This window comes from Devosia ginsengisoli (genome assembly GCF_007859655.1).
GTDB lineage: Bacteria > Pseudomonadota > Alphaproteobacteria > Rhizobiales > Devosiaceae > Devosia > Devosia ginsengisoli.
On record NZ_CP042304.1, the window covers coordinates 898,841 to 917,775 of the forward strand.

14 protein-coding genes and 1 tRNA gene are annotated in these 18,935 nt (G+C 64.1%); 9 read left to right on the forward strand and 6 right to left on the reverse strand.

The annotated features are described in order from the left end of the window. Nucleotides 1-116: 116 nt before the first annotated feature. Nucleotides 117-190: transfer RNA gene (locus FPZ08_RS04405), tRNA-Cys, on the reverse strand. An 81-nt stretch (nucleotides 191-271) separates the two neighbouring features. On the opposite strand from FPZ08_RS04405, the gene FPZ08_RS04410 reads away from it, so the two are divergent. From FPZ08_RS04410 to FPZ08_RS04425, 4 genes are all read left to right on the forward strand, one after another. Beyond that, nucleotides 272-838: an SH3 domain-containing protein gene (locus FPZ08_RS04410; RefSeq protein ID WP_146288855.1), complete on the forward strand. Its 567-nt coding sequence runs from the start codon at nucleotides 272-274 to the stop codon at nucleotides 836-838. Nucleotides 839-1,010: 172 nt separating this feature from the next. Further along, on the forward strand, nucleotides 1,011-1,655 hold the full coding sequence (locus FPZ08_RS04415; protein ID WP_146288856.1) for a protein-L-isoaspartate O-methyltransferase family protein: 645 nt from the start codon (nucleotides 1,011-1,013) through the stop codon (nucleotides 1,653-1,655). Between the two features lie 136 nt (nucleotides 1,656-1,791). Further along, on the forward strand, nucleotides 1,792-3,171 hold the full coding sequence (locus FPZ08_RS04420) for a TolC family outer membrane protein (protein ID WP_146288857.1): 1,380 nt from the start codon (nucleotides 1,792-1,794) through the stop codon (nucleotides 3,169-3,171). A gap of 260 nt (nucleotides 3,172-3,431) precedes the next feature. Beyond that, nucleotides 3,432-4,157, forward strand: a complete 726-nt coding sequence (locus FPZ08_RS04425) for a PopZ family protein (protein WP_246132802.1) — start codon at nucleotides 3,432-3,434, stop codon at nucleotides 4,155-4,157. A gap of 146 nt (nucleotides 4,158-4,303) precedes the next feature. Here FPZ08_RS04425 and FPZ08_RS04430 read toward each other — a convergent pair whose 3' ends face one another. Then, a complete protein-coding gene (locus tag FPZ08_RS04430; RefSeq protein ID WP_146288858.1) occupies nucleotides 4,304-4,579 on the reverse strand; it encodes a hypothetical protein in 276 nt (91 codons plus the stop codon). Nucleotides 4,580-4,734: 155 nt separating this feature from the next. Between FPZ08_RS04430 and FPZ08_RS04435 the strand changes: the two genes are divergently transcribed. Next, nucleotides 4,735-7,491: a valine--tRNA ligase gene (locus FPZ08_RS04435; protein ID WP_146288859.1), complete on the forward strand. Its 2,757-nt coding sequence runs from the start codon at nucleotides 4,735-4,737 to the stop codon at nucleotides 7,489-7,491. 186 nt (nucleotides 7,492-7,677) lie between these two features. On the opposite strand, the gene FPZ08_RS04440 is transcribed toward FPZ08_RS04435, so the two are convergent. Further along, nucleotides 7,678-9,414 carry an ABC transporter ATP-binding protein gene (locus tag FPZ08_RS04440; protein WP_246132873.1) on the reverse strand — a complete coding sequence of 579 codons (1,737 nt, stop codon included), beginning with the start codon at nucleotides 9,412-9,414 and terminating at the stop codon, nucleotides 7,678-7,680. Between the two features lie 662 nt (nucleotides 9,415-10,076). Here FPZ08_RS04440 and FPZ08_RS04445 point away from each other — a divergent pair. After that, nucleotides 10,077-10,886: a tetratricopeptide repeat protein gene (locus tag FPZ08_RS04445; protein ID WP_186767205.1), complete on the forward strand. Its 810-nt coding sequence runs from the start codon at nucleotides 10,077-10,079 to the stop codon at nucleotides 10,884-10,886. A 225-nt stretch (nucleotides 10,887-11,111) separates the two neighbouring features. Here the strand turns inward: FPZ08_RS04445 and xth are convergent, their stop codons facing one another. From xth to FPZ08_RS04460, 3 genes are all read right to left on the reverse strand, one after another. After that, complete coding sequence (gene xth, locus FPZ08_RS04450) at nucleotides 11,112-11,891, reverse strand: exodeoxyribonuclease III (RefSeq protein WP_146288862.1); 780 nt, start codon at nucleotides 11,889-11,891, stop codon at nucleotides 11,112-11,114. Nucleotides 11,892-12,000: 109 nt separating this feature from the next. After that, the gene (locus tag FPZ08_RS04455; protein WP_146288863.1) at nucleotides 12,001-13,098 is read right to left on the reverse strand and encodes a serine hydrolase domain-containing protein; all 1,098 of its coding nucleotides are present in this window, start codon (nucleotides 13,096-13,098) and stop codon (nucleotides 12,001-12,003) included. Nucleotides 13,099-13,153: 55 nt separating this feature from the next. Beyond that, a complete protein-coding gene (locus FPZ08_RS04460; protein WP_146288864.1) occupies nucleotides 13,154-13,504 on the reverse strand; it encodes a HesB/IscA family protein in 351 nt (116 codons plus the stop codon). A gap of 93 nt (nucleotides 13,505-13,597) precedes the next feature. On the opposite strand from FPZ08_RS04460, the gene FPZ08_RS04465 reads away from it, so the two are divergent. The 3 genes from FPZ08_RS04465 (at nucleotide 13,598) to FPZ08_RS04475 (ending at nucleotide 18,831) form a co-directional block, all read left to right on the forward strand. Further along, complete coding sequence (locus tag FPZ08_RS04465; RefSeq protein WP_146288865.1) at nucleotides 13,598-14,788, forward strand: deoxyguanosinetriphosphate triphosphohydrolase; 1,191 nt, start codon at nucleotides 13,598-13,600, stop codon at nucleotides 14,786-14,788. A 30-nt stretch (nucleotides 14,789-14,818) separates the two neighbouring features. Continuing rightward, on the forward strand, nucleotides 14,819-16,564 hold the full coding sequence (argS, locus tag FPZ08_RS04470) for an arginine--tRNA ligase (protein ID WP_146288866.1): 1,746 nt from the start codon (nucleotides 14,819-14,821) through the stop codon (nucleotides 16,562-16,564). A gap of 107 nt (nucleotides 16,565-16,671) precedes the next feature. Then, on the forward strand, nucleotides 16,672-18,831 hold the full coding sequence (locus tag FPZ08_RS04475; protein ID WP_186767206.1) for an SPOR domain-containing protein: 2,160 nt from the start codon (nucleotides 16,672-16,674) through the stop codon (nucleotides 18,829-18,831). Nucleotides 18,832-18,935 lie beyond the last annotated feature (104 nt).

Below are 18,935 nucleotides of genomic sequence, written 5' to 3' on the forward strand. Positions count from 1 at the left end.
CGAGCCAGCAACCTATGCAAGCCCGCCGTTCCGGTGAAGCGGAAACATCATTTCACGGCAAATCATGCGGGCGTGGGAACGACCGGCAATCACCTAAGGAATATTTGGAAAATTGATGGAGGCCACGTCCGGAATTGAACCGGAGTACGCGGATTTGCAATCCGCTGCGTAACCACTCCGCCACGTGGCCTCTGGCGCGGGGTTCTAGTCCAGCGCCCTTTCTTATGCAAGGTATCGGGTTGCCAAAGAGTTATTTTCCGGGAGGGCGTCCGTGAGCCACTTTTTGTTTCGCACACGCACCGTCGCGATCCTGCTGCCGGTGCTCGCGCTCTGTGCCATATCGGTCCCCACCGCAGCGTCCGAAATTGCCGCCTGCACAATCTCTGCCTGGTCGAACGATACCGACCCGAACGGGCTCAATATCCGGGCCGGCGCCGGAAGCGATACCGCGATCATCGGCCAGATCCCTGTCGGCGGCGAAGTCTCGATCACCGGAGCGAAGGATGGCTGGTTCAGGATCGATCAGGCCGTGCTGATCGACTACGAGTCAGATGAAACTACCGACGTTTTTGCCGGCGAGGGCTGGGTTTCCGGGCGGATGCTCGGCCTTGTCCTGCATGACGATTTACATGCCGCCCCCTCGGACGACAGCCCGGTCGTGGCCCGGCTGTTCCACGAGGATGCGGAGGGGAACATCGGCGGGGCGGATTCGTTTGGGGTTAGCCGAATCCTTACCTGCCAGGGAGACTGGGTTCAGGTCGAAGGCACATTCTTCGACACCCCCCTGACCGGCTGGGCAACGCGGACCTGCTCAAACCAGGTGACTACCTGCTCCTGAGCGCTTGCATCTGCCGGGGGTAAGGGAAAGCCCAACCCGACGCCTCTCGATCCGGCCCGCATACCCGCCATGCACCGCCATTTTGCCGCAACGCCCTCTCGGCCCTTGCCATGCCCCGCACCCGACGATATTCACGTCCGGCATATGGTTTGAGCCGGGCAGGGCTGTCTTCATGGTCGATTTCGAACGCGCACGGGCGCAAATGGTGGAGAACCAGCTGCGCAGCGGCGGTGTCACCAATGCGCCGATTCTGGCGCGGATGCGCGCTATCAAGCGCGAAAATTTCGTCGCCCCCGAGCGGCGCGACCTGGCCTATATAGACGACATTCAGTGGCTCGGCGACCGCTTCATGGCAGCGCCGGTCACGCTGGGCAAGCTGCTCAAGCTGGCCGAAATCAGCCCGACCGATACCGTCCTCGATATCGGCGCCGCCACCGGCTATTCCACCGCCATCATTGCCGGCCTCGCTGCCGCCGTCACCGGCCTCGAGCCCGATGCCGGGCTGGCCGCGACGGCATCGGCCAATCTGGCCGCGCTGGGCCTCGACAATGCCAGCGTCATTGCCGGCGGTATCGAGCGCCTCGGCAAGGCCCGTTTCGATGTCATCATGGTGCAGGGCGCGCTTGATAGCGTGCCGGACGCCTTCACTGCGGCGCTTGCCGATGGTGGGCGTCTCGTCGCGCTGATCCGTACGGGGGCCGTTTCGGTGGCCCATGTTTTCGTCAGGTCTGGCGGGCAGGTCACGGCGCGAGCCGAGTTCAACGCCGTTCTGCCGCCGCTCTTTGCGCCGCAGCGTGATGAGGAATTTGTGTTCTGATGTGGTATTATACGTCTGTGTTGCCTCAGGGGCACGGCACGGATTATTCGCACATTAATGTTTAGTAGGGATTGTCGCGGCCGGTTGTCTACCCCATGTGCCGCGCATAGAGTTCCGGGGTTTTTGGAGGCGGGCAATGGGTTTTCGCGTTAAATTGGTCGCAAGTGCGCTGGCCCTGGCTTTGGCTGCCGTTTCGGTGGGCGGGGCCCGGGCGCAGTCGATCAGCCAGGCGCTGACCATTGCTTACGATCATGCGCCCGATCTGCAGGCGGCCTTGCTCAGTGCCAAGGCTGCGGCGGAAAACGTCGCTCTTGCCCAGGCCGGCATGCGCCCCCAGATTGGCGCGAGCTTGGGTGGCACCTACAGCTGGTCGGCCGGACAGGCCTCGCTCGGCAATCCCTCTGGTGCCTTCTCGGACAGCCAAACCTATACGGCGGGTCTTTCCTACAACCAGACCATCTTCGACAATTACAAGACCGATGCGCAGGTCGAGGCCGCCCGCGCCGGTGCCGAGGCCGCCGAATACCAGATCCGCAATACCGAGCAGAATGTGCTGCTCGCCGTGGTCCAGGCCTATATGTCGGTGCTGAGCGATCGCCAGCTGGTCGCCCTCCGGCAGGAAAATATCAGCTTCTTCCAGGCCCAGTTGCAGTCGGCGCGTGACCGGCTCGATGTGGGCGAGGGCACACGCATCGATGTCGCCCAGGCCGAAGCCCGCCTCGCCCAGGGCGATGCCACCTACCGTGCTGCCGTCAGCAGCCTTGAAATCAGCCAGGCCACCTTTCAGCGCTATGTCGGCGCCGCCCCGCAAAATCTCGACGCCTCGCACAATTATGCGCGCCTGATCCCCTCGTCATTGCAGGCTGCTCTGTCCCAGGCTGAAACGGGCCATCCGGCCATCCTGATGTCCAAGGCCGCCATTCGCGCCGCCCAGGCCGGCACCGATTCCGCGCAGGCCGCCTTCGGCCCCTCCGCCAGCGTTAGCGGCTCCATTGGCACCGCCTACAGCAATCCGGGCGGCGCGCAGGGCATCAGCGGCAAGCTGGGCTTCACCATCACCATCCCGCTCTATGCGGGCGGCGCCATCGGCGCCAGCGTGCGCAAGGCCAATATCGAGCAGATCAAGTCCGAGGTCGACGCCATGTCGTCCTACGACCAGATTCGCGAGGCGGTGATTTCCGCCTGGGCCGGCATCCAGAGCGCCGATGCGCAGATTTCCGCCGCCAATGCCGCTGTTTCGGCCGGCCGAACCGTGCTTGACGGCGTCATTCAGGAACGTGACCTGGGCACCCGCACCACGCTCGACGTGCTCAATGCCCAGGCCGAGCTGACCACCGCGCGCGAAGGGCTGATCAACGCTTCGACCAACAAGGTCATCGCCACCTTCTCGCTGCTGTCGGCCATGGGCCACCTCACCGCGACCGATCTGGGCCTGGCCGTCGAGGTCAAGTCCGCCGTGCGGTACAATCAGGTCGTCGAGGACGTCTGGCAGGAATTGCGCACCGTCGCCGAGTGATCGGACGCCCGTTCCGGGCGCCTTTTCACCAAACTGCACGCACTGCCTTCGTTGTTCTGCAACGTCCGACATCTATTGCTTTACTGTCGATCCGTGGTGGTCGGGCTATGCTCGGCCACAACTTTTAGTGGAAGACCGCTCTCAGCGTGCTGTGGCGATTCCTAATTGCAGCCGCTGACGCTAAGGTGTTGTTGACGAATCAGGTTGGCGGCACCGGCGGATGCTGCAGGTCGGTTCGGGCGCACGAGTAAGAGGCACTGATGAACAAGCCGGCACCCAAAGAACCCTCTATGGATGAAATCCTGTCGTCCATCCGGCAGATCATTGCCGATGACGATGCCGCCGGGGTGCCGCGCCGTCCGACAATTCAGGCCGCGCCCCCGCCCATGCAGGCGACGCCGGCTCGGCCCATGGCCGATTCGCTCGATCGCGATCTCAGCGACATGCTCGACGATATCGAGCCGCTGGCGCTTTCGCCCAACCAGATCGTCGACAAGGGTGACGACGACGAGGAAGCCGGTGGCTTCAGCTTCGATTCCATCCTGGCCGACACCGCGGCCGATGAAGCCGCCGCGGCATCCGCACCGCAACTGGTCGATCCCGACGACATCACTTTCGCACCGCCCGAGGCCGTCGAGGACGAAGAGGAAGAGCTTCCCGCCTTCGATCCGCCGCCCATGGCCGTTGCTCAGCCAGCGCCGCAACCGCAGCCCCAGCCGGGGATTGCCCAGGCCGCGCCGCTGCCCGACCCGACCCTGTCCAGCGACATGGCCGATCAACTGCTTGGCCCGGCCACCCAGGCCGCCGTGCGCAGCTCCATCACCAAGCTCAATGGCCTGGGTCTCGGCAATGCCGGCGCCACCATCGAGTCCCTGATGCGCGACATGCTGCGCCCGATGCTCAAGGAATGGCTGGACGAAAACCTGCCCGCCGTCGTCGAGCGCATGGTGGAACGCGAAATCACCCGCATTTCCCGCGGGGAATAGGCCTTGGACCGATCGATATTCAGCTCAGGCTGAGCCGAAAATGTTGGTTTTCGAGAACCGGCCCGGAGCGCACTTTGAGTACGTGAGGACCGGAAGCGCAGAAAACTGGCATTTGCAGGCCGGCATCAGCTGAATGGCGATTGGTCCTAAAGCAAGGGCGGTTGAGGCGGCTTGATGGTCTCCAGGACCTGGAGCCGCCTTTCCATTTCCAGCCTTTGCTGGTTCGCTTCCAGCATCCGCAGCTTCATCTCCAGCGTCCTGCGCTCGGCATCGGCGGCCACTTCGCGTTGCAGGCAGACCAGGCGCTCCTGATTGTTCCGGATCGCTTCGGCGCTATTGCCGGGCACCACGGCGGGGCAGGCGCCCAGCGCCGGCGTAGCCACCAGAATGACCGCCACCGCGGCCAATACCATCGCCTTCATTGCTGCCTCCATGTTAAAGCCTGTTCAGGCGAAACGCGCGCCGCGCCTGCTGGCTCCCTGTTGACCCCGCACCCGGCATTTGCTTGAAGTCTGCCAACCTGTCTATCCCGCCCGCCACACTCCCTCTGGCGGGTCGCTGTTGTTGCGAGTCACCAATGCTTGAAAAGTCCTATGAGCCCGGCGCCGTCGAAGACCGCGTCTATGCCGATTGGCTCAAGGCCAATGCCTTTGCCGCCGGGGCAGGGGCCGCTGCTGGCGCCGAGACCTTCACCATCGTCATTCCGCCGCCCAATGTCACCGGCTCGCTCCATATCGGCCACGCGCTGAACAACACGATCCAGGATATCCTGATCCGTTTCAACCGCATGCTGAAAAAGGACGTCCTCTGGCAGCCCGGCACCGACCATGCCGGCATCGCCACCCAGATGATCGTCGAGCGCCAGTTGATGGAGCGCCAGCTTCCCGGCCGCCGCGAAATGGGTCGCGAGAAATTCGTCGAGCGCGTCTGGGAGTGGAAGGCCGAAAGCGGCGGCACCATCATGAACCAGCTCAAGCGCCTCGGCGCTTCGGCTGATTTCTCCCGCGAACGCTTCACCATGGGCCAGAATGGCGCTGCCGACGACCAGATGGTCCGCGCCGTCACCAAGGTCTTCGTCGAGCTGCACCAGCGCGGCCTGATCTACCGCGCCAAGCGCCTGGTCAACTGGCATCCCGGCCTCGAAACCGCCATTTCCGATCTCGAAGTCGAAAATATCGAGATCAAGGGCCACATGTGGCACCTGCGCTATCCCCTGGCCGATGGCGTCACCTATCAGTTTCCGCTTCTGGACGAAGAAGGCAATGTCACGGGCCACGAAACCCGTGACTACATCATCGTCGCCACCACCCGCCCCGAAACCATGCTGGGCGATACCGGCATCGCCGTTCATCCCGAAGACGAGCGCTATGCCCCCCTGGTCGGCAAATTCGTCGACCTGCCACTGGTCGGCCGCCGCATCCCCATCGTCGCCGACGAATACGCCGACCCTACCCTGGGCACCGGCGCCGTCAAGATCACCCCGGCCCACGATTTCAACGACTTCGAAGTCGGCGCCCGCAACAATCTCGACCAGATCAATGTCTTCACCACTGGCGGCGCCATTATCTCGGCCGATTTCATCCCGACCGCCTATCGCGGCATGGATCGCTTCGTCGCCCGCAAGGCCATCGTCGCCGACCTGACGGCCCTCGCGGAGGAAAATCCCACCCGCGGCCTCGATCACATCGAGGACAAGAAGATCATGGTCCCGCATGACGAGAAGAGTAAGCTCGTCGTCATCGAGCCCTTCCTGACCGACCAATGGTGGGTCAAGGCTGACATTCTCGCCCAGCCCGCCATGGCCGCGGTCCGCGAAGGCCGCACCAAATTCGTGCCCCAGCAATACGAAAACACCTATTTCGCCTGGCTGGAAAACATCAAGCCGTGGTGCATTTCGCGCCAGCTCTGGTGGGGCCATCAGATTCCGGCCTGGTACGGCCCTGACAATCACGCCTTCGTCGCCCATAGCGAAGCCGAGGCGCAGAAGCTGGCCGACGCGCATTACATGAAGCCGACGCAGCTCACCCGCGACCCCGACGTCCTCGACACCTGGTTCTCCTCGGCCCTCTGGCCCTTCTCCACTTTGGGCTGGCCGGACGATACCGCCGAGCTGCGCCGTTACTACCCCACCGACGTTCTCGTCACCGGCTTCGACATCATTTTCTTCTGGGTTGCCAGAATGATGATGATGGGTCTTGAATTCCTGGATAAAGAGCCGTTCCACACGGTCTACATGCATGCTCTGGTCCGCGACGAGAAGGGCCAGAAGATGAGCAAGACCAAGGGCAACGTCATCGACCCGCTCCAGCTCATCGACCAATACGGCGCCGACGCCACCCGTTTCACCCTCGCCGCCATGGCCGCGCAGGGCCGCGATCTCAAGCTCTCCCTCCAGCGCGTGGAAGGCTATCGCAACTTCGTCACCAAGATCTGGAACGCCGCCCGCTTCCTCGAAATGAACGAGTGCCGCCGCGTCGAGGGGTACGATCCCAAGGCCAACAAGCTCCCGCTCAATCGCTGGATCGTTGGCGCCACCGCACGCGGCGCCGCCGCCGTCACCCAGGGCATTGTCGACTACAAGTTCAACGAAGCCGCCAATGCCGCCTATGACTTCGTCTGGGGCACCTTCTGCGACTGGTATGTCGAATTCGCCAAGCCGGTCCTGATGGGCGAGGACGAAGCTGCCAAGGCCGAAACCCGCGCCACCGCGGCCTGGGCGCTCGACCAGATTCTCGCCATCCTCCACCCCTTCATGCCCTTCGTCACCGAAGAGCTGTGGGCCGAGACCGGCAAATTCGGCGCCCCGCGCGAGGCCATGCTGATCCTCTCGGAATGGCCTGACCTGTCCGGCCTCGAAGACCCCGAAGCCGATGCCGATCTCAACTGGCTCATCGACGTCATCACCAATGTTCGCTCGGTCCGCTCGGAGATGAACGTCCCGGCCGGCGCCAAGCTGCAAATGGTCGTGGTCGGGGCAGGGGAAGACACATTGCGCCGCCTCGTCGCCGGCACCTCGCTGATCACGCGCCTGGCCCGCCTCGAGGAAATCTCGCCGCAGTCAGAGGTTCCCGGCGAATCCGCCCAGTTCGTCGTCGGCGAAGCCACCTTTGCCCTGCCTTTGGCCGGCGTCATCGACATCGCGGCTGAAAAGGCGCGCCTCGAAAAGGAAGTGACCAAGCTCGACGGCGAAGTGCTCCAGATCGACAAGAAGCTCGGCAACGAACAATTCGTCGCCAAGGCCCCCGAAGAGGTCATCGAAGAACAAAAGGCCCGCCGCGAAGCCGCCGTGGAACGCCGGCATCACATCATCGAAGCGCTCAAGCGCCTGAGCTGACGATCTCCGGTTACCCACCGGGCTCACCCTCCCCCTTGTGGGGAGGGAAGCGAGATAGGACTTAGCTTGCTAAGTCCGTGATCGAGCAGGGTGGGGGTATCTCACCGCGAGTCCGGTGCGCGTGGCCACCCCCACCCTTGATCCCTCCCCACAAGGGGGAGGGAGACGACTGCGAGTTCGGCGGCGTCAAATACTCCCCTGCACCCGATGCAGCCCGGCATAAAGCCCATCCGCCGCCATCAGCGCCTCATGCGTCCCTTCCTCGCCAATCCCGTCAGGCGTCAGCACCAGAATCCGGTCCGCATGGCGCACGGTGGACAGCCGATGGGCAATCACCACTGTCGTCCGCCCTGCCGCCAGCGTCAGCAGCGCCTGCTGCACCGCCCTTTCGCTCTCATTATCCAGCGCGCTGGTCGCCTCGTCGAAGATCAACACGGCCGGATTCTTGAGAAACGCGCGGGCAATGGTCAGCCGCTGCTTCTGCCCGCCCGACAGCTTCACCCCGCGCTGCCCGATATTGGAGTCATACCCCTCCGGTAGTCCCATGATGAAGTCATGCGCATTGGCCGCCTTGGCCGCCGCGACCAGTTCATCGTCACTGGCCTCCGGCCGTCCATAGCGCAGATTCTCCGCCACCGTGCCGCTGAACAGATACACATCCTGCTGCACCACGCCAACGCTGCGCCGCAGCGAAGCCAGCGTCACCTCGCGCACATCCTTGCCGTCAATGGTAATGGCCCCGCCACTCACATCGTAAAACCGCGGGATCAGCGCACAAAGCGTGCTCTTGCCCACGCCTGACGATCCCACCAAGGCCACGAATTCCCCCGGCGCGATATCGAGCGATAGCCCCTTGAACACGGGCGCGCCGCCATCGCCATAGTCGAAGTCCACATCGCGAAAACGGATCGCCCCGCTGATCGGGCCGATATCCACCGCACCGGGCGCATCGGCAATGTCGGGCTCTTCCTCCAGCAGTTCCATGGCGCGCACGAAACCGGTCGCGCCCTCCTGCCAGAGCCGGATGAAGTTATCCAGCCGCCGCACCGGATCGACCAGAACACCCACGCAGAGCAGGAAAGTCAGCATCTCCGCCACGGTCAGCTCGGCATGCAGGATGCGGATGGCCCCGCCCACGATCACCATGATGGTGACCAGTTGAGCAAAGCCGTCCATGCCCACCCAGAGCAAGGCTTCACTGCGATAGCCGTCCTTGCGGCTTTGCAGGAAGTGCTGGTTCTCCACCTCGAACCGCTCCAGCTCCATCGCTTCATTGGCGAAGGACTGCACCACGCGCACCCCGCCCAGCGCATCCTCCACCCGCTCGTTGACGCCGGCGATCCGCTCCTTGCTGGTCTTGAGCGCCACATTCATCCGCCGGTTGAAATGCCGCGCATAGAGCACGGCCGGCGGCACCAGCAGGGCGATCAGCCCGGCCAGGACCGGGTCGATAATGGTCAGCACCACCATGGCCCCACCGAATTTCAGCACGCTGATCGCCAGGTCTTCCGGCCCGTGGTGGAACAATTCACCCAGCCACAGCGAGTCGTTGCTGATGCGGCTCATCAATTGCCCGACGCGCTGCCGGTCATAAAAGCCGAAGCTGAGCTTCTGGCAGTGCTCGAACAGCTCCCGGCGCACATCGGCCTCGATCCGCGCGCCCATGGCATGGCCCTGATAGTCGACGAAATAGGTGGCCAGCGACTGCACCAGGAACACGGCGAGCATCACCCCGCCCATGCCCAGGATTTGCAGCAGCGCATCGTCAGCCGCCGCCAGTTCGGGCAGGCGCGTGGTGATATAGCTGGCGCAGAGCGGCAGGGCGATCGCGCTGGCGGCCACCAGCACGGCACAGGCCAGGTCGGCCAGCAGCAGCGGCACATAGGGTCGATAATAGCCCAGGAATTTCTGGGCGCGCGCCATTGCCCGGCCGGAAGAGCCGTCCCGGTTTCTGGTCAGTCTGGCGAGAAGTTTGAGAAAGAAGTGGCTACGGCTGGCGTCTTGGCGCTGCTCCTGCCACGAATTTTGGGAATGCATGAGTGATCACGTCCTGTTGAAATCTGTCTCCTTTCGCGTTGAACAGGGTTTTCATCGATGCGCTCCTTGGTTCGCTTGTCGGCGAAGTATGATCATCGCGCTGCCGTCAGCAACCTTTTCACGCCGGGATGGCCGCGTCGGGGCAGACTCTGTGACGATTCCGCAACATCACGTGTGAATCGATTTCACCATGCCGTGCAGCAACGATTTGGCGATATTTGTCGCCACAATCTCATCCTAAACGAGACGGCATAGGCATCTGGGGGCGGATGGCCTGTAAGCGACGGTAAGGCCCGCGCTTGCGCGTTTTTCTCCCCATTGCCGAATCCGGCGGCGAAGCTCCTGGCTTCGCCATTTTCGGCGGCAAACGACGCTGTGCCCGCATCATACCTCCCGATCGCCATGCGGTCGGCCGAATGCGGTCACAAACGGAGTTTACCAAAAAGTTAATGTCCGGAGTGCTGCCGTCAGGCTGCCGCACCGGGGCAGGGCCGAATATCCGGTTCGGCAAACAAGGTTTGCCCGCTTCGCGGGCCAGAAGGAGCAAGATGCGGACTGTTAGGGACCATTCCCTGATTTCCGTTGCAACGGCAGCGATCCTCGCCTTCTCGGCGGTGATGGCGCCTGCTTATGCCCAGACGGCCGCCGATGCGGCGCTGAATATGGCCAACATGCTCGATGGGGCCGGTGGCGGCGTATCCGGCGACGATCTGCTCGCCGCCCTCGAAGATGCCGCCGATGCGGGCCAGCCCATGGCCATGTGGCAGCTCGGCACCATGTATGAAAACGGCGAAGGCGTGGACAAGGACCCGGCCAAGGCCTTCGGCTATTTCGCCCAGATCGCCAATCAGCACGCCGATGCTGCGCCCAAGGGCGTCGAGGCCGATATCGTGGCCCAGTCCTTCGTCAAGGTCGGCGATTACTACAAGGAAGGCCTGCCTGACGCCGGCATTCCCGCCGATGCCGAGCGCTCCCATGCCCTGCTGCTGCATGCCGCCACCTATTTCGGCGATGCCGATGCGCAATATCGCGTCGGCCTGCTCTATATGCAGGAAAACGAAATGGGCATTAATCCGCTGCAAAGCGCCCGCTGGTTTTCCCTCGCGGCCCGCAAGGGCCATTGCCCGGCCCAGGCCCAGCTTGGCGACATGATCTTCAACGGCGTAGAGGGCATCGAAGCCCAGCCGGTCGAAGGCCTGATGTGGCTGGCCATCGCCCACCAGCGCTGCGCCGGCACCGGCGACGCCGCCTGGATCGACGAACGCCTCAACCGCGCTGTCTCCCTCGCCACCCCCGACCAGCGCACCGAAGCCTTCGCTCTGGCGGAGAGCATCGCCCCACAGTTTGCTGGCTTCTGAGCGAAGAAGGCCACGAGATCTACGGTCGAGTGGCGGGCAGGAGAATTCCCCACCCACGATGCGTCACCCTCGGGCTTGACCCGAGGGCTCTACACTTGCGGAGCCTTGGCTAAGTGAAGTGTCCTCGGGTCAAGCCCGAGGATGACGGCTGGTGATTGGGCAAAATCGTGCCAGGCACTCGATCTGTTCCTCCCCTATCAGGGGGAGGCTAGGAGGGGGTATCCCCTAAAACCGAAACTCCCCCTCCACCGGCACATGATCGCTCGGCTTGTCCCAGCCGCGCACATCCTTATGCACGACAACACCCTCCAGCCGATCCGCCGCCTGCGGCGACAGCAGCAAATGGTCGATGCGGATGCCGGCATTGCGCCGCCACGCCCCCGCCTGGAAATCCCAGAACGTATAGGACGGCTCCGACGTCGTTGCCCGCAGCGCATCGGTCAGCCCCAGATTGAGCAGCGCGCGCCAGCGCTCCTGGCTTTCCGGCCGGTAGAGCGCATCGCCCCACCAGGCCTCCGGATCATGCGCATCGATCGGCCCCGGGATGATGTTGAAATCCCCCAGCAGCACGAAGGGCTCTTCCAGCGCCAGCCGGCCCTCGACATAGGTCTCAAGCCGCCGCATCCAGCTCAGCTTGTAGGGAAATTTCTCGCTGTCGACCGGATTGCCATTGGGCAGGTAGATGCCGCACACCCGGATCGCCCCGGTCTCCACCGAGAACACCCCCTCGATCAGCCGCGCCTGCTCGTCGCTGTCATCGCCCGGCAGTCCGCGCGATACCTCGTCGAACGGTAGCAGCGACAGGATCGCTACGCCATTCCAGCTCTTCTGCCCATGCGTCTCGATATTGTAGCCCAGCGCCTCGATCTCGAGCCGCGGAAAGCCCTCGTCCACCGTCTTGATTTCCTGCAGCACGACGATGTCGGGCTTTTCCTCGGCCAGCCATTTCAGCAGCGCTTCGATCCGGGCTTTGATGCCGGCAATGTTCCAGGTGGCAATACGCATGGCGAGTCTCCGTTGGCCGCCAAGCTAGAGCATCGGACCGAAAAGTGCGACGCGGTTTTCGGGCAAATCCGATGCGTAAGATGTGACGGGCCGGGTAGGGGGCAACCGGTCAGGCTGCGTATACCGCCTGAAGAATGTCGTCGCGGAACGGCCCGTTGCAGCCCTCGAAGGTCGTATTGGTGCAGACCACTGTCGTCATCCGGTTGACCGGATCGACCACCCAATTGTGTCCCCATGCGCCGCCCCAATCCACCGTGCCGACAGGGCAGGGATTGTTCGCCGCCATCGGGTCCTGCAACAGCGCGCCGATAAAGCTGAAGCGCTTGCCGGCATCCACCTCGCGTCGGGGCAGGTCGCCGATCTGGTTGGCCAGCGCCATGGCCATCGTCTCCGGCGCCAGCAGGCCCGGATTGCCGTTATAGACCTCCAGCAGCTTCATGACGTCGTCCGCCGTTCCCGCCATGCCGGCCCCGCCATTCTGCGGCGCCGCCGGGTTGAAGATGCGGCCGGGGGAGAACACCGTCGTGCCATAGCGATCGGCCACGGCATGCGGCTCGCCCATGCGCACCGGCGGATTGCCATCCGCATAGGGCGTCGCGAGCCTCTCCTTGTCCGTCACGTAAAAATGCGCGTCGGTCATATCAAGCGGCCCGGTCACATACCGCCCCAGCGCATCCTCAACATTGGAGCCGTTGATGGCCGCCAGTACCCCGCCCAGCACATCGATACTGGTGCCATAGTCCCAGCCCGTCCCCGGCGCAAAGGCCAGCCTCACCTTCGCGATATTCTGCAGCGTCTCGGTCAGCGAATTGACCGGCCCCGACAGCCCGCCGCTGGCATCATCAGGCACATTGCCATAGGCCAGCCCCGACGTATGGCTCAGCAAATGCCGGATCCGGATATCGGCCTTGCTGCCATCCGGATTATCAGGCGTGAACCACGGCAGATACCGCGTCACACGGTCATTGAGCCCGATCAGCCCGAGATCGACCAGCCGCAACACTGCCGTCGCCACGATGGGCTTGGTCACCGAAGCCAGCCGGAAGATCGCCTCGCGCCGCATCGGCATATTGGCCTCGCGATCCGCCGGCCCGGCAGCCCGCGCATAAACCTCCTCGCCATCCCGCTTGATCAGGATGACGCAGCCGACAATGCGCTGCACCAGCGCGGCATCCACCGCCGCGTCCACGCGTTCGATCAGGCTCATGCGTCCCTCCTCTTTGGGCGAGACGCTATGGGGAGATGACTAGGATTTCAATGTTTTAGACGGCAAAGCTCGTGCCGCAGCCGCAGGAGGCCACCGCATTGGGATTCTTGATCTGGAAACTCTGCCCGATCAGGTCGTCGACGAAGTCGATCTCCGCCCCGCCCATGAATTCGAGACTCATCGAATCGATCAGCACCACGGCATCGCCCTTGCTCAGAACGATATCGTCGTTGCCAGGCTTTTCCTGTACGAGATTGTATTCATACTGGAATCCCGAACACCCGCCGCCCGCCACCGAAATGCGCAGCACTGTTCCTTCCGGCTCCTTGGACAGGATACGGGACACCCGCTTGGCAGCGCGATCGGTCAGCACAACGTCGGGAGAGGCAAGGGCGGTAGCAGTCATGATAGGTCCACGCCGTAATGTCATAACGGTAGGGCTAAAATAGTAACTCTTGCCGGAAATGAAAAGGCCCAAAAGATTGAGCTACCATCACCGATGAGCGATACAGCCCCCTACGCATCCAAGCCCGAACGCTCCCTCGGCCGCCTCCACGGCACCGGCCCCAGCCCCACGCGCTCTGAATTCCAGCGCGACCGCGACCGCATCATCCATTCCACCGCCTTCCGCCGCCTGCAGCAGAAGACCCAGGTCTTCCTGCAATATGGCGGCCATTTCCGCAATCGGCTCACCCATACGCTCGAAGTCAGCCAGATGGCCCGCTCCATGGCCCGCGCCTTGCGGCTCGATGAAGACCTGGCCGAGGCCGTCGCCCTCAGCCACGATCTGGGCCACACCCCCTTCGGCCATGCCGGCGAACGCGCCCTCCACAGCGCCATGGCCCCCTATGGCGGCTTCGATCACAATATCCAGGCCATGCGCGTCGTCACCCGCCTCGAAAACCGCTATGCCGAGCATGACGGCCTCAACCTCACCTGGGAAACCCTCGAAGGCATTCTCAAGCATAACGGTCCCCTGACCAATCCCGACGGCACGGCCTATGGCCGCTACATAAAGGAAGGCCTCCCCACCGGCCTCGACGACATTCCCGCCGTCGCCGACCTGCGCCTTTCCAGCTTCGCCTCGCTCGAAGCCCAGACCGCCGCCATTGCCGACGACATCGCCTACAATGCCCATGACATAGACGACGCCCTCCGCGCCGGCCTCATCACCCTGGCCGACCTGGTCGATGTCCCGCTGGCCGGCCCCATCGTCCGCGAAGTCCTCGCCCGCTATCCCGATATCGCCCCCAAGCGCCAGGCCCACGAAGTCCAGCGCCGCCTCATCACCCGCGCCATCGAAGATGTCATCACCACGACGTCAGCCAATATCGCCGCATCCGGCGTCGCTTCAGCCGAGGATGTCCGCAATGCCGGCCGCACCCTCGTCACCTTCTCTCCCGCAGCCGCCGAAGCCGAACGCGGCCTCAAGACCTTCCTTTTCGACCGCGTCTACCGCCACGAAACCGTCATGGGCCCGGTCCGCCAGAGCGAAACCGTCGTCACCGACCTCTTCGCCCGCTACATGGAAACCCGCGACCTCCCCACCCGCTGGGGCGAAGCAGCCGCCTCCGCGCCCGACGCCGCCCATCTCGCCCGTATCGTCACCGATTTCATCGCCGGCATGACCGATCCCTATGCCCTGGACGAATACCAGCGCCTGTTTGACGCTCGCCCGGATTTCCGTTAACCCCGGCGCACTTTAGTTTCCGGGTTTATCATGGACGTTTTCGCTCTCTTTTCCGCGCGCATCGGCAATGCCATGCAGGTTCTCTTCCCCCAGGCCGGGGCGGACCTGCTGGCCCGTATCGTCGTGGAACCGCCGCGAGATCCCGCCCATGGCGACCTCTCGACCAATGCCGCCATGATCGTGGCCAAGCCGCTCGGCATGAATCCGCGCGAAGTGGCCAATGCCCTGGTCGAACACTTCAAGCACGACACCGACGTCACGTCAGTCGAGGTCGCCGGCCCTGGCTTCATCAATTTCCGCCTCGCCACGCCCATCTGGCATCAGGTCTTGCGCTCCGTCGCCGAGCAGGGCGCCGATTACGGCCGCTCCACCCTGGGCGGCGGCGAAGCGGTCAACATCGAATATGTCTCGGCCAATCCCACCGGCCCCATGCATGTCGGCCACACGCGCGGCGCCGTGTTCGGCGACACGCTTGCCTCGCTCATGGCCTATTCCGGCTACGAGGTGACGCGCGAATATTACATCAATGACGCCGGCAGCCAGATCAACACGCTCGCCAATTCCGCCTTCCTGCGCTACCGCGAGGCCCTGGGCGAGACCATCGAGATTCCGCCCGGCTTTTATCCCGGCGATTACCTGATCCCGGTCGGCCAGGCCCTCAAGGCCGAATTCGGCGACAGCCTTCTCGGCAAGCCGGAAGCCGAGGTCACTCCGCTGGTCAAGGAACGTGTCCTGGCCGCCATGCTGGACCTCATCAAGGCCGATCTCGCCCAGCTCAATATCCATCACGACGTGTTCTTCTCCGAGCGCACGCTGCACGGGGCAGGGGGCGATATCGAGCTCACCCTGGCCTGGCTGCGCGCCGAAGGCATGATCTACGAAGGCCGCCTCGATCCCCCCAAGGGCAAGACCCCCGAGGATTGGGAAGACCGCGAGCAGACCCTGTTCCGCGCCACCGACTATGGTGACGATGTCGATCGGGCCCTGATCAAGTCCGACGGCTCATACACCTATTTCGCCGCCGATATTGCCTATCACCGCAACAAGTTCCTGCGCGGCTTCAAGCACATGATCAACGTGCTGGGCGCCGACCATTCCGGCTACGTCAAGCGCCTGCAGGCGGCCACCAAGGCCGTCTCGCTCAACGCCGCCGATATGGATGTCCGCATTTGCCAGCTCGTCCGCCTGCTCAAGAATGGCGAGCCGTTCAAGATGTCCAAGCGCTCCGGCGATCTGGTCACCCTGGCCGATGTGGTCGAGGAAGTGGGCGCCGACGCCACCCGCTTCATGCTCATGTATCGGCGCAATGACGCGGCGATGGATTTCGACTTTGCCTTGGTCAAGGAGCAGACCAAGGACAATCCGGTCTTCTATGTGCAATATGCCCATGCCCGGACCCATTCCATCTTCAAGACCGCCGCCCGCGACCTGCCGGCCCTCGATTTCTCGCCCGCCGCTCTGGCTGCTGCCGAAATCGAGCGCATTGTCACGCCGGCCGAACTCGATCTTGTTCGGGTGCTGGCCGCCTGGCCGCGCACCGTCACGGCCGCGGCCGTGGCTCACGAGCCGCACCGCATAGCCTTCTACGTCCACGAGCTTGCGGCCGCCTTCCATAGCTTCTGGGCCAAGGGCAAGGACGATGTCAGTTTACGATTTGTTAATGAAGACGATCCAAAGCTCACTTTGGCTCGACTCGCGCTGGTTGATGCCGTGCGTCAGGTTATCGTCAACGCACTAGCAATTCTGGGCGTTTCCGCTCCCGAAGAGCTTTCATAATTCGGGCGCATTACTATGATGACTCGCGGCATGATGCCCCAATTGGGGCAGCGCCGTAGTAGTCGTAATCAAGAGGGCGCTGGTTGATGTCAGCGAAACCGCAGCCAATGGCCGGACAATCTGACGCCGCAGACGATCTGATTGCTGAGCTTGCCAAGCTCATGGCGCAGGATGCCAAAGGCGATCGTCCGGCGGAAGCGGCCGCTCCAGCCTTCTCGGTGCGTATTCCCGGCGGCGATGCTGCCCCGGCGGCCACGCCTGCGCCCGCGCCCACGCCCCGTTTCGATTTCGATCGCACCACGGCCCTGGCCGCCGAACAGCCTTCGGCGCCTGCCGAGCCGGCCGCCGATCCCGCGTCCGAAGAAGCGCCCGAGCCGTTCCGCTTCGATTTCGGCCTCGACAAGCCCAAGGCGCCCGTCGCCGAGGCGCCCGCCGAACCCGTGGAAGAACCGGCCGCCCCGGCCGATCACGACAGCATTGCCGATCTGATCGCGGCCGAGCTTTCGAACGAATCTGCCCCGGAGCCGGTGCCGCAGCCCGTTCCGGCGCCTCCGGTCTCCCGCGCGACCCCGCTTCCGGTTTCGGGCGCCCCCAGCGACAAGCCGGCTGGCCCCAGCCTCGATACATTCAATCTGCGCCCCGCCGCGCGTCCCGAGCAGGATCGCTTCAAGATTCCTCCGGTCTTCGGGCTCAGCTCCCGCCCGGCACCGTCCGAACCATCAGTCAGCCCGGTTGAGCCCGCTCCCGAGGCGCCGGCCCCGGTCGAGCCCTTTGCCGGCTTGCGCCAGCCCACTCCGTCTGTTGCGGTCAATCCCGGTCCTGCGCCTGAGGATGACGGCCTTGGCCGTGATCCCATCGACGAAATAGAACATCTCATCGGCCGCGCCATGCGCGTCGAATTCGACAAGCCCGGCGTCGCTGCCGAAGACCGGCCCGTAGCCAGCCCGGCCCTGCACAATCTGGCAGCCGTTGCCGTGCCCGCCGCGGCAGCCGAGCCTGCGGCCGTCGAGCCCGCCGCGGCGCCGCGCGCCCTGTCCGGTGCCGACGAAGCCATTCTCGCTGCGGCCGAAGCCACCGGCGCCCAGATCGGCTGGGTCGAGGCCCCCGAAGTCGATGAGACCGAAGCGGTCGCGCCTGTGCCCCGCCAGCGCCGTGCGCGCGGCTTTACCATGAGCCGTTCGCTGGCCGGCCCCCTGGTTGCCGTGGCGCTGCTCCTGGCTGCCGGCTTTGGCCTCTATTGGGTTCTGGGCATGGGCGGTGATTCCGGTCCCGCGCCCTTGCTCACCGCCGATACCAGCCCGATCAAGGAAACGCCGGCCGTTCCGGCCGATGCTGCTGCCGCGCCGCAATCGATCGTCTTCAACGAGATCAATGGTGTCGTGCCGGGCGCCGAGGAACAACTGGTCTCGCGCGATCAGGCCGATGTCAACGAGGTCACCCAGGTTCCCCCTGCCGCCGATGTGAGCGAGGAAGGCCTGGCCAATCGCAAGGTTCGTACCGTCACCGTTCGCCCTGACGGCACCATTGTCAGCGGCGACGAAAGCGTTGCCGGCAGCTCCATCCTGCCGGTGGATCGCCCCAATGTGCCCGAAGTTCCGGGTGCCGAAACCGCCAGCCCCGAACTGCTGGCCAGCGCCGATCCCGAGCCCGCCACGCCGGCCGCGACCCCGGCAGCCGAACCCGAAGTCACTGTGACGCCCGTCGTCCCCGGTTCCATGGTTCCCGCCATCGATGCCGCGGGCAATCCGCTGGCTGGCAGGACCGCGCCTGTGCCCATGCTGCGTCCGGCCGGTCTCGTGCAGGCCACCGAGCCCATGGTTACGGCCGCTGCGCCGGCCAATGCCGTCAACGCCGTTGTTGCCCCCGCTGGTGGTGGCAATCTGTTGCCGCCGCCGCCGGCCAATTCCGCCTTCGGTACCACGCCAGCGGCCACACAGCCGGCCACCAGGCCGGTCGTGGAAACCCAGCAGCCGGCCGCCACCGCCAATATTCCCGGCGCTGTGGAAGTCGATGCCCTGCCCAATTCCGCGCCGGCCTATGCCCAGCTTGCTTCGCTGCGCAGCGAGGAAGAGGCCCGTCAGGCCGCGCAGAACCTGGTCGCCCGCTTTGGTCCGCTCTTCGGCGGCGCCAATATGGAAGTCCAGCGTGTCGATCTCGGCGCTCGCGGCATTTACTACCGCGTCCGCGTCCCGGCCGCTTCGACCTCCGCTGCCACCAATATCTGCACCAATGTCGTTGCCGCCGGTGGCGATTGCGTCGCGATGTGACCTGCCGGTCCGAGCGACCGGTGTAACATCGTCTTCAATGCTTGACGCCCGCGGAACCAGTGGCCAAGGATGGCCCAGGACTCCTGCAGCGCGGCACTGAATTT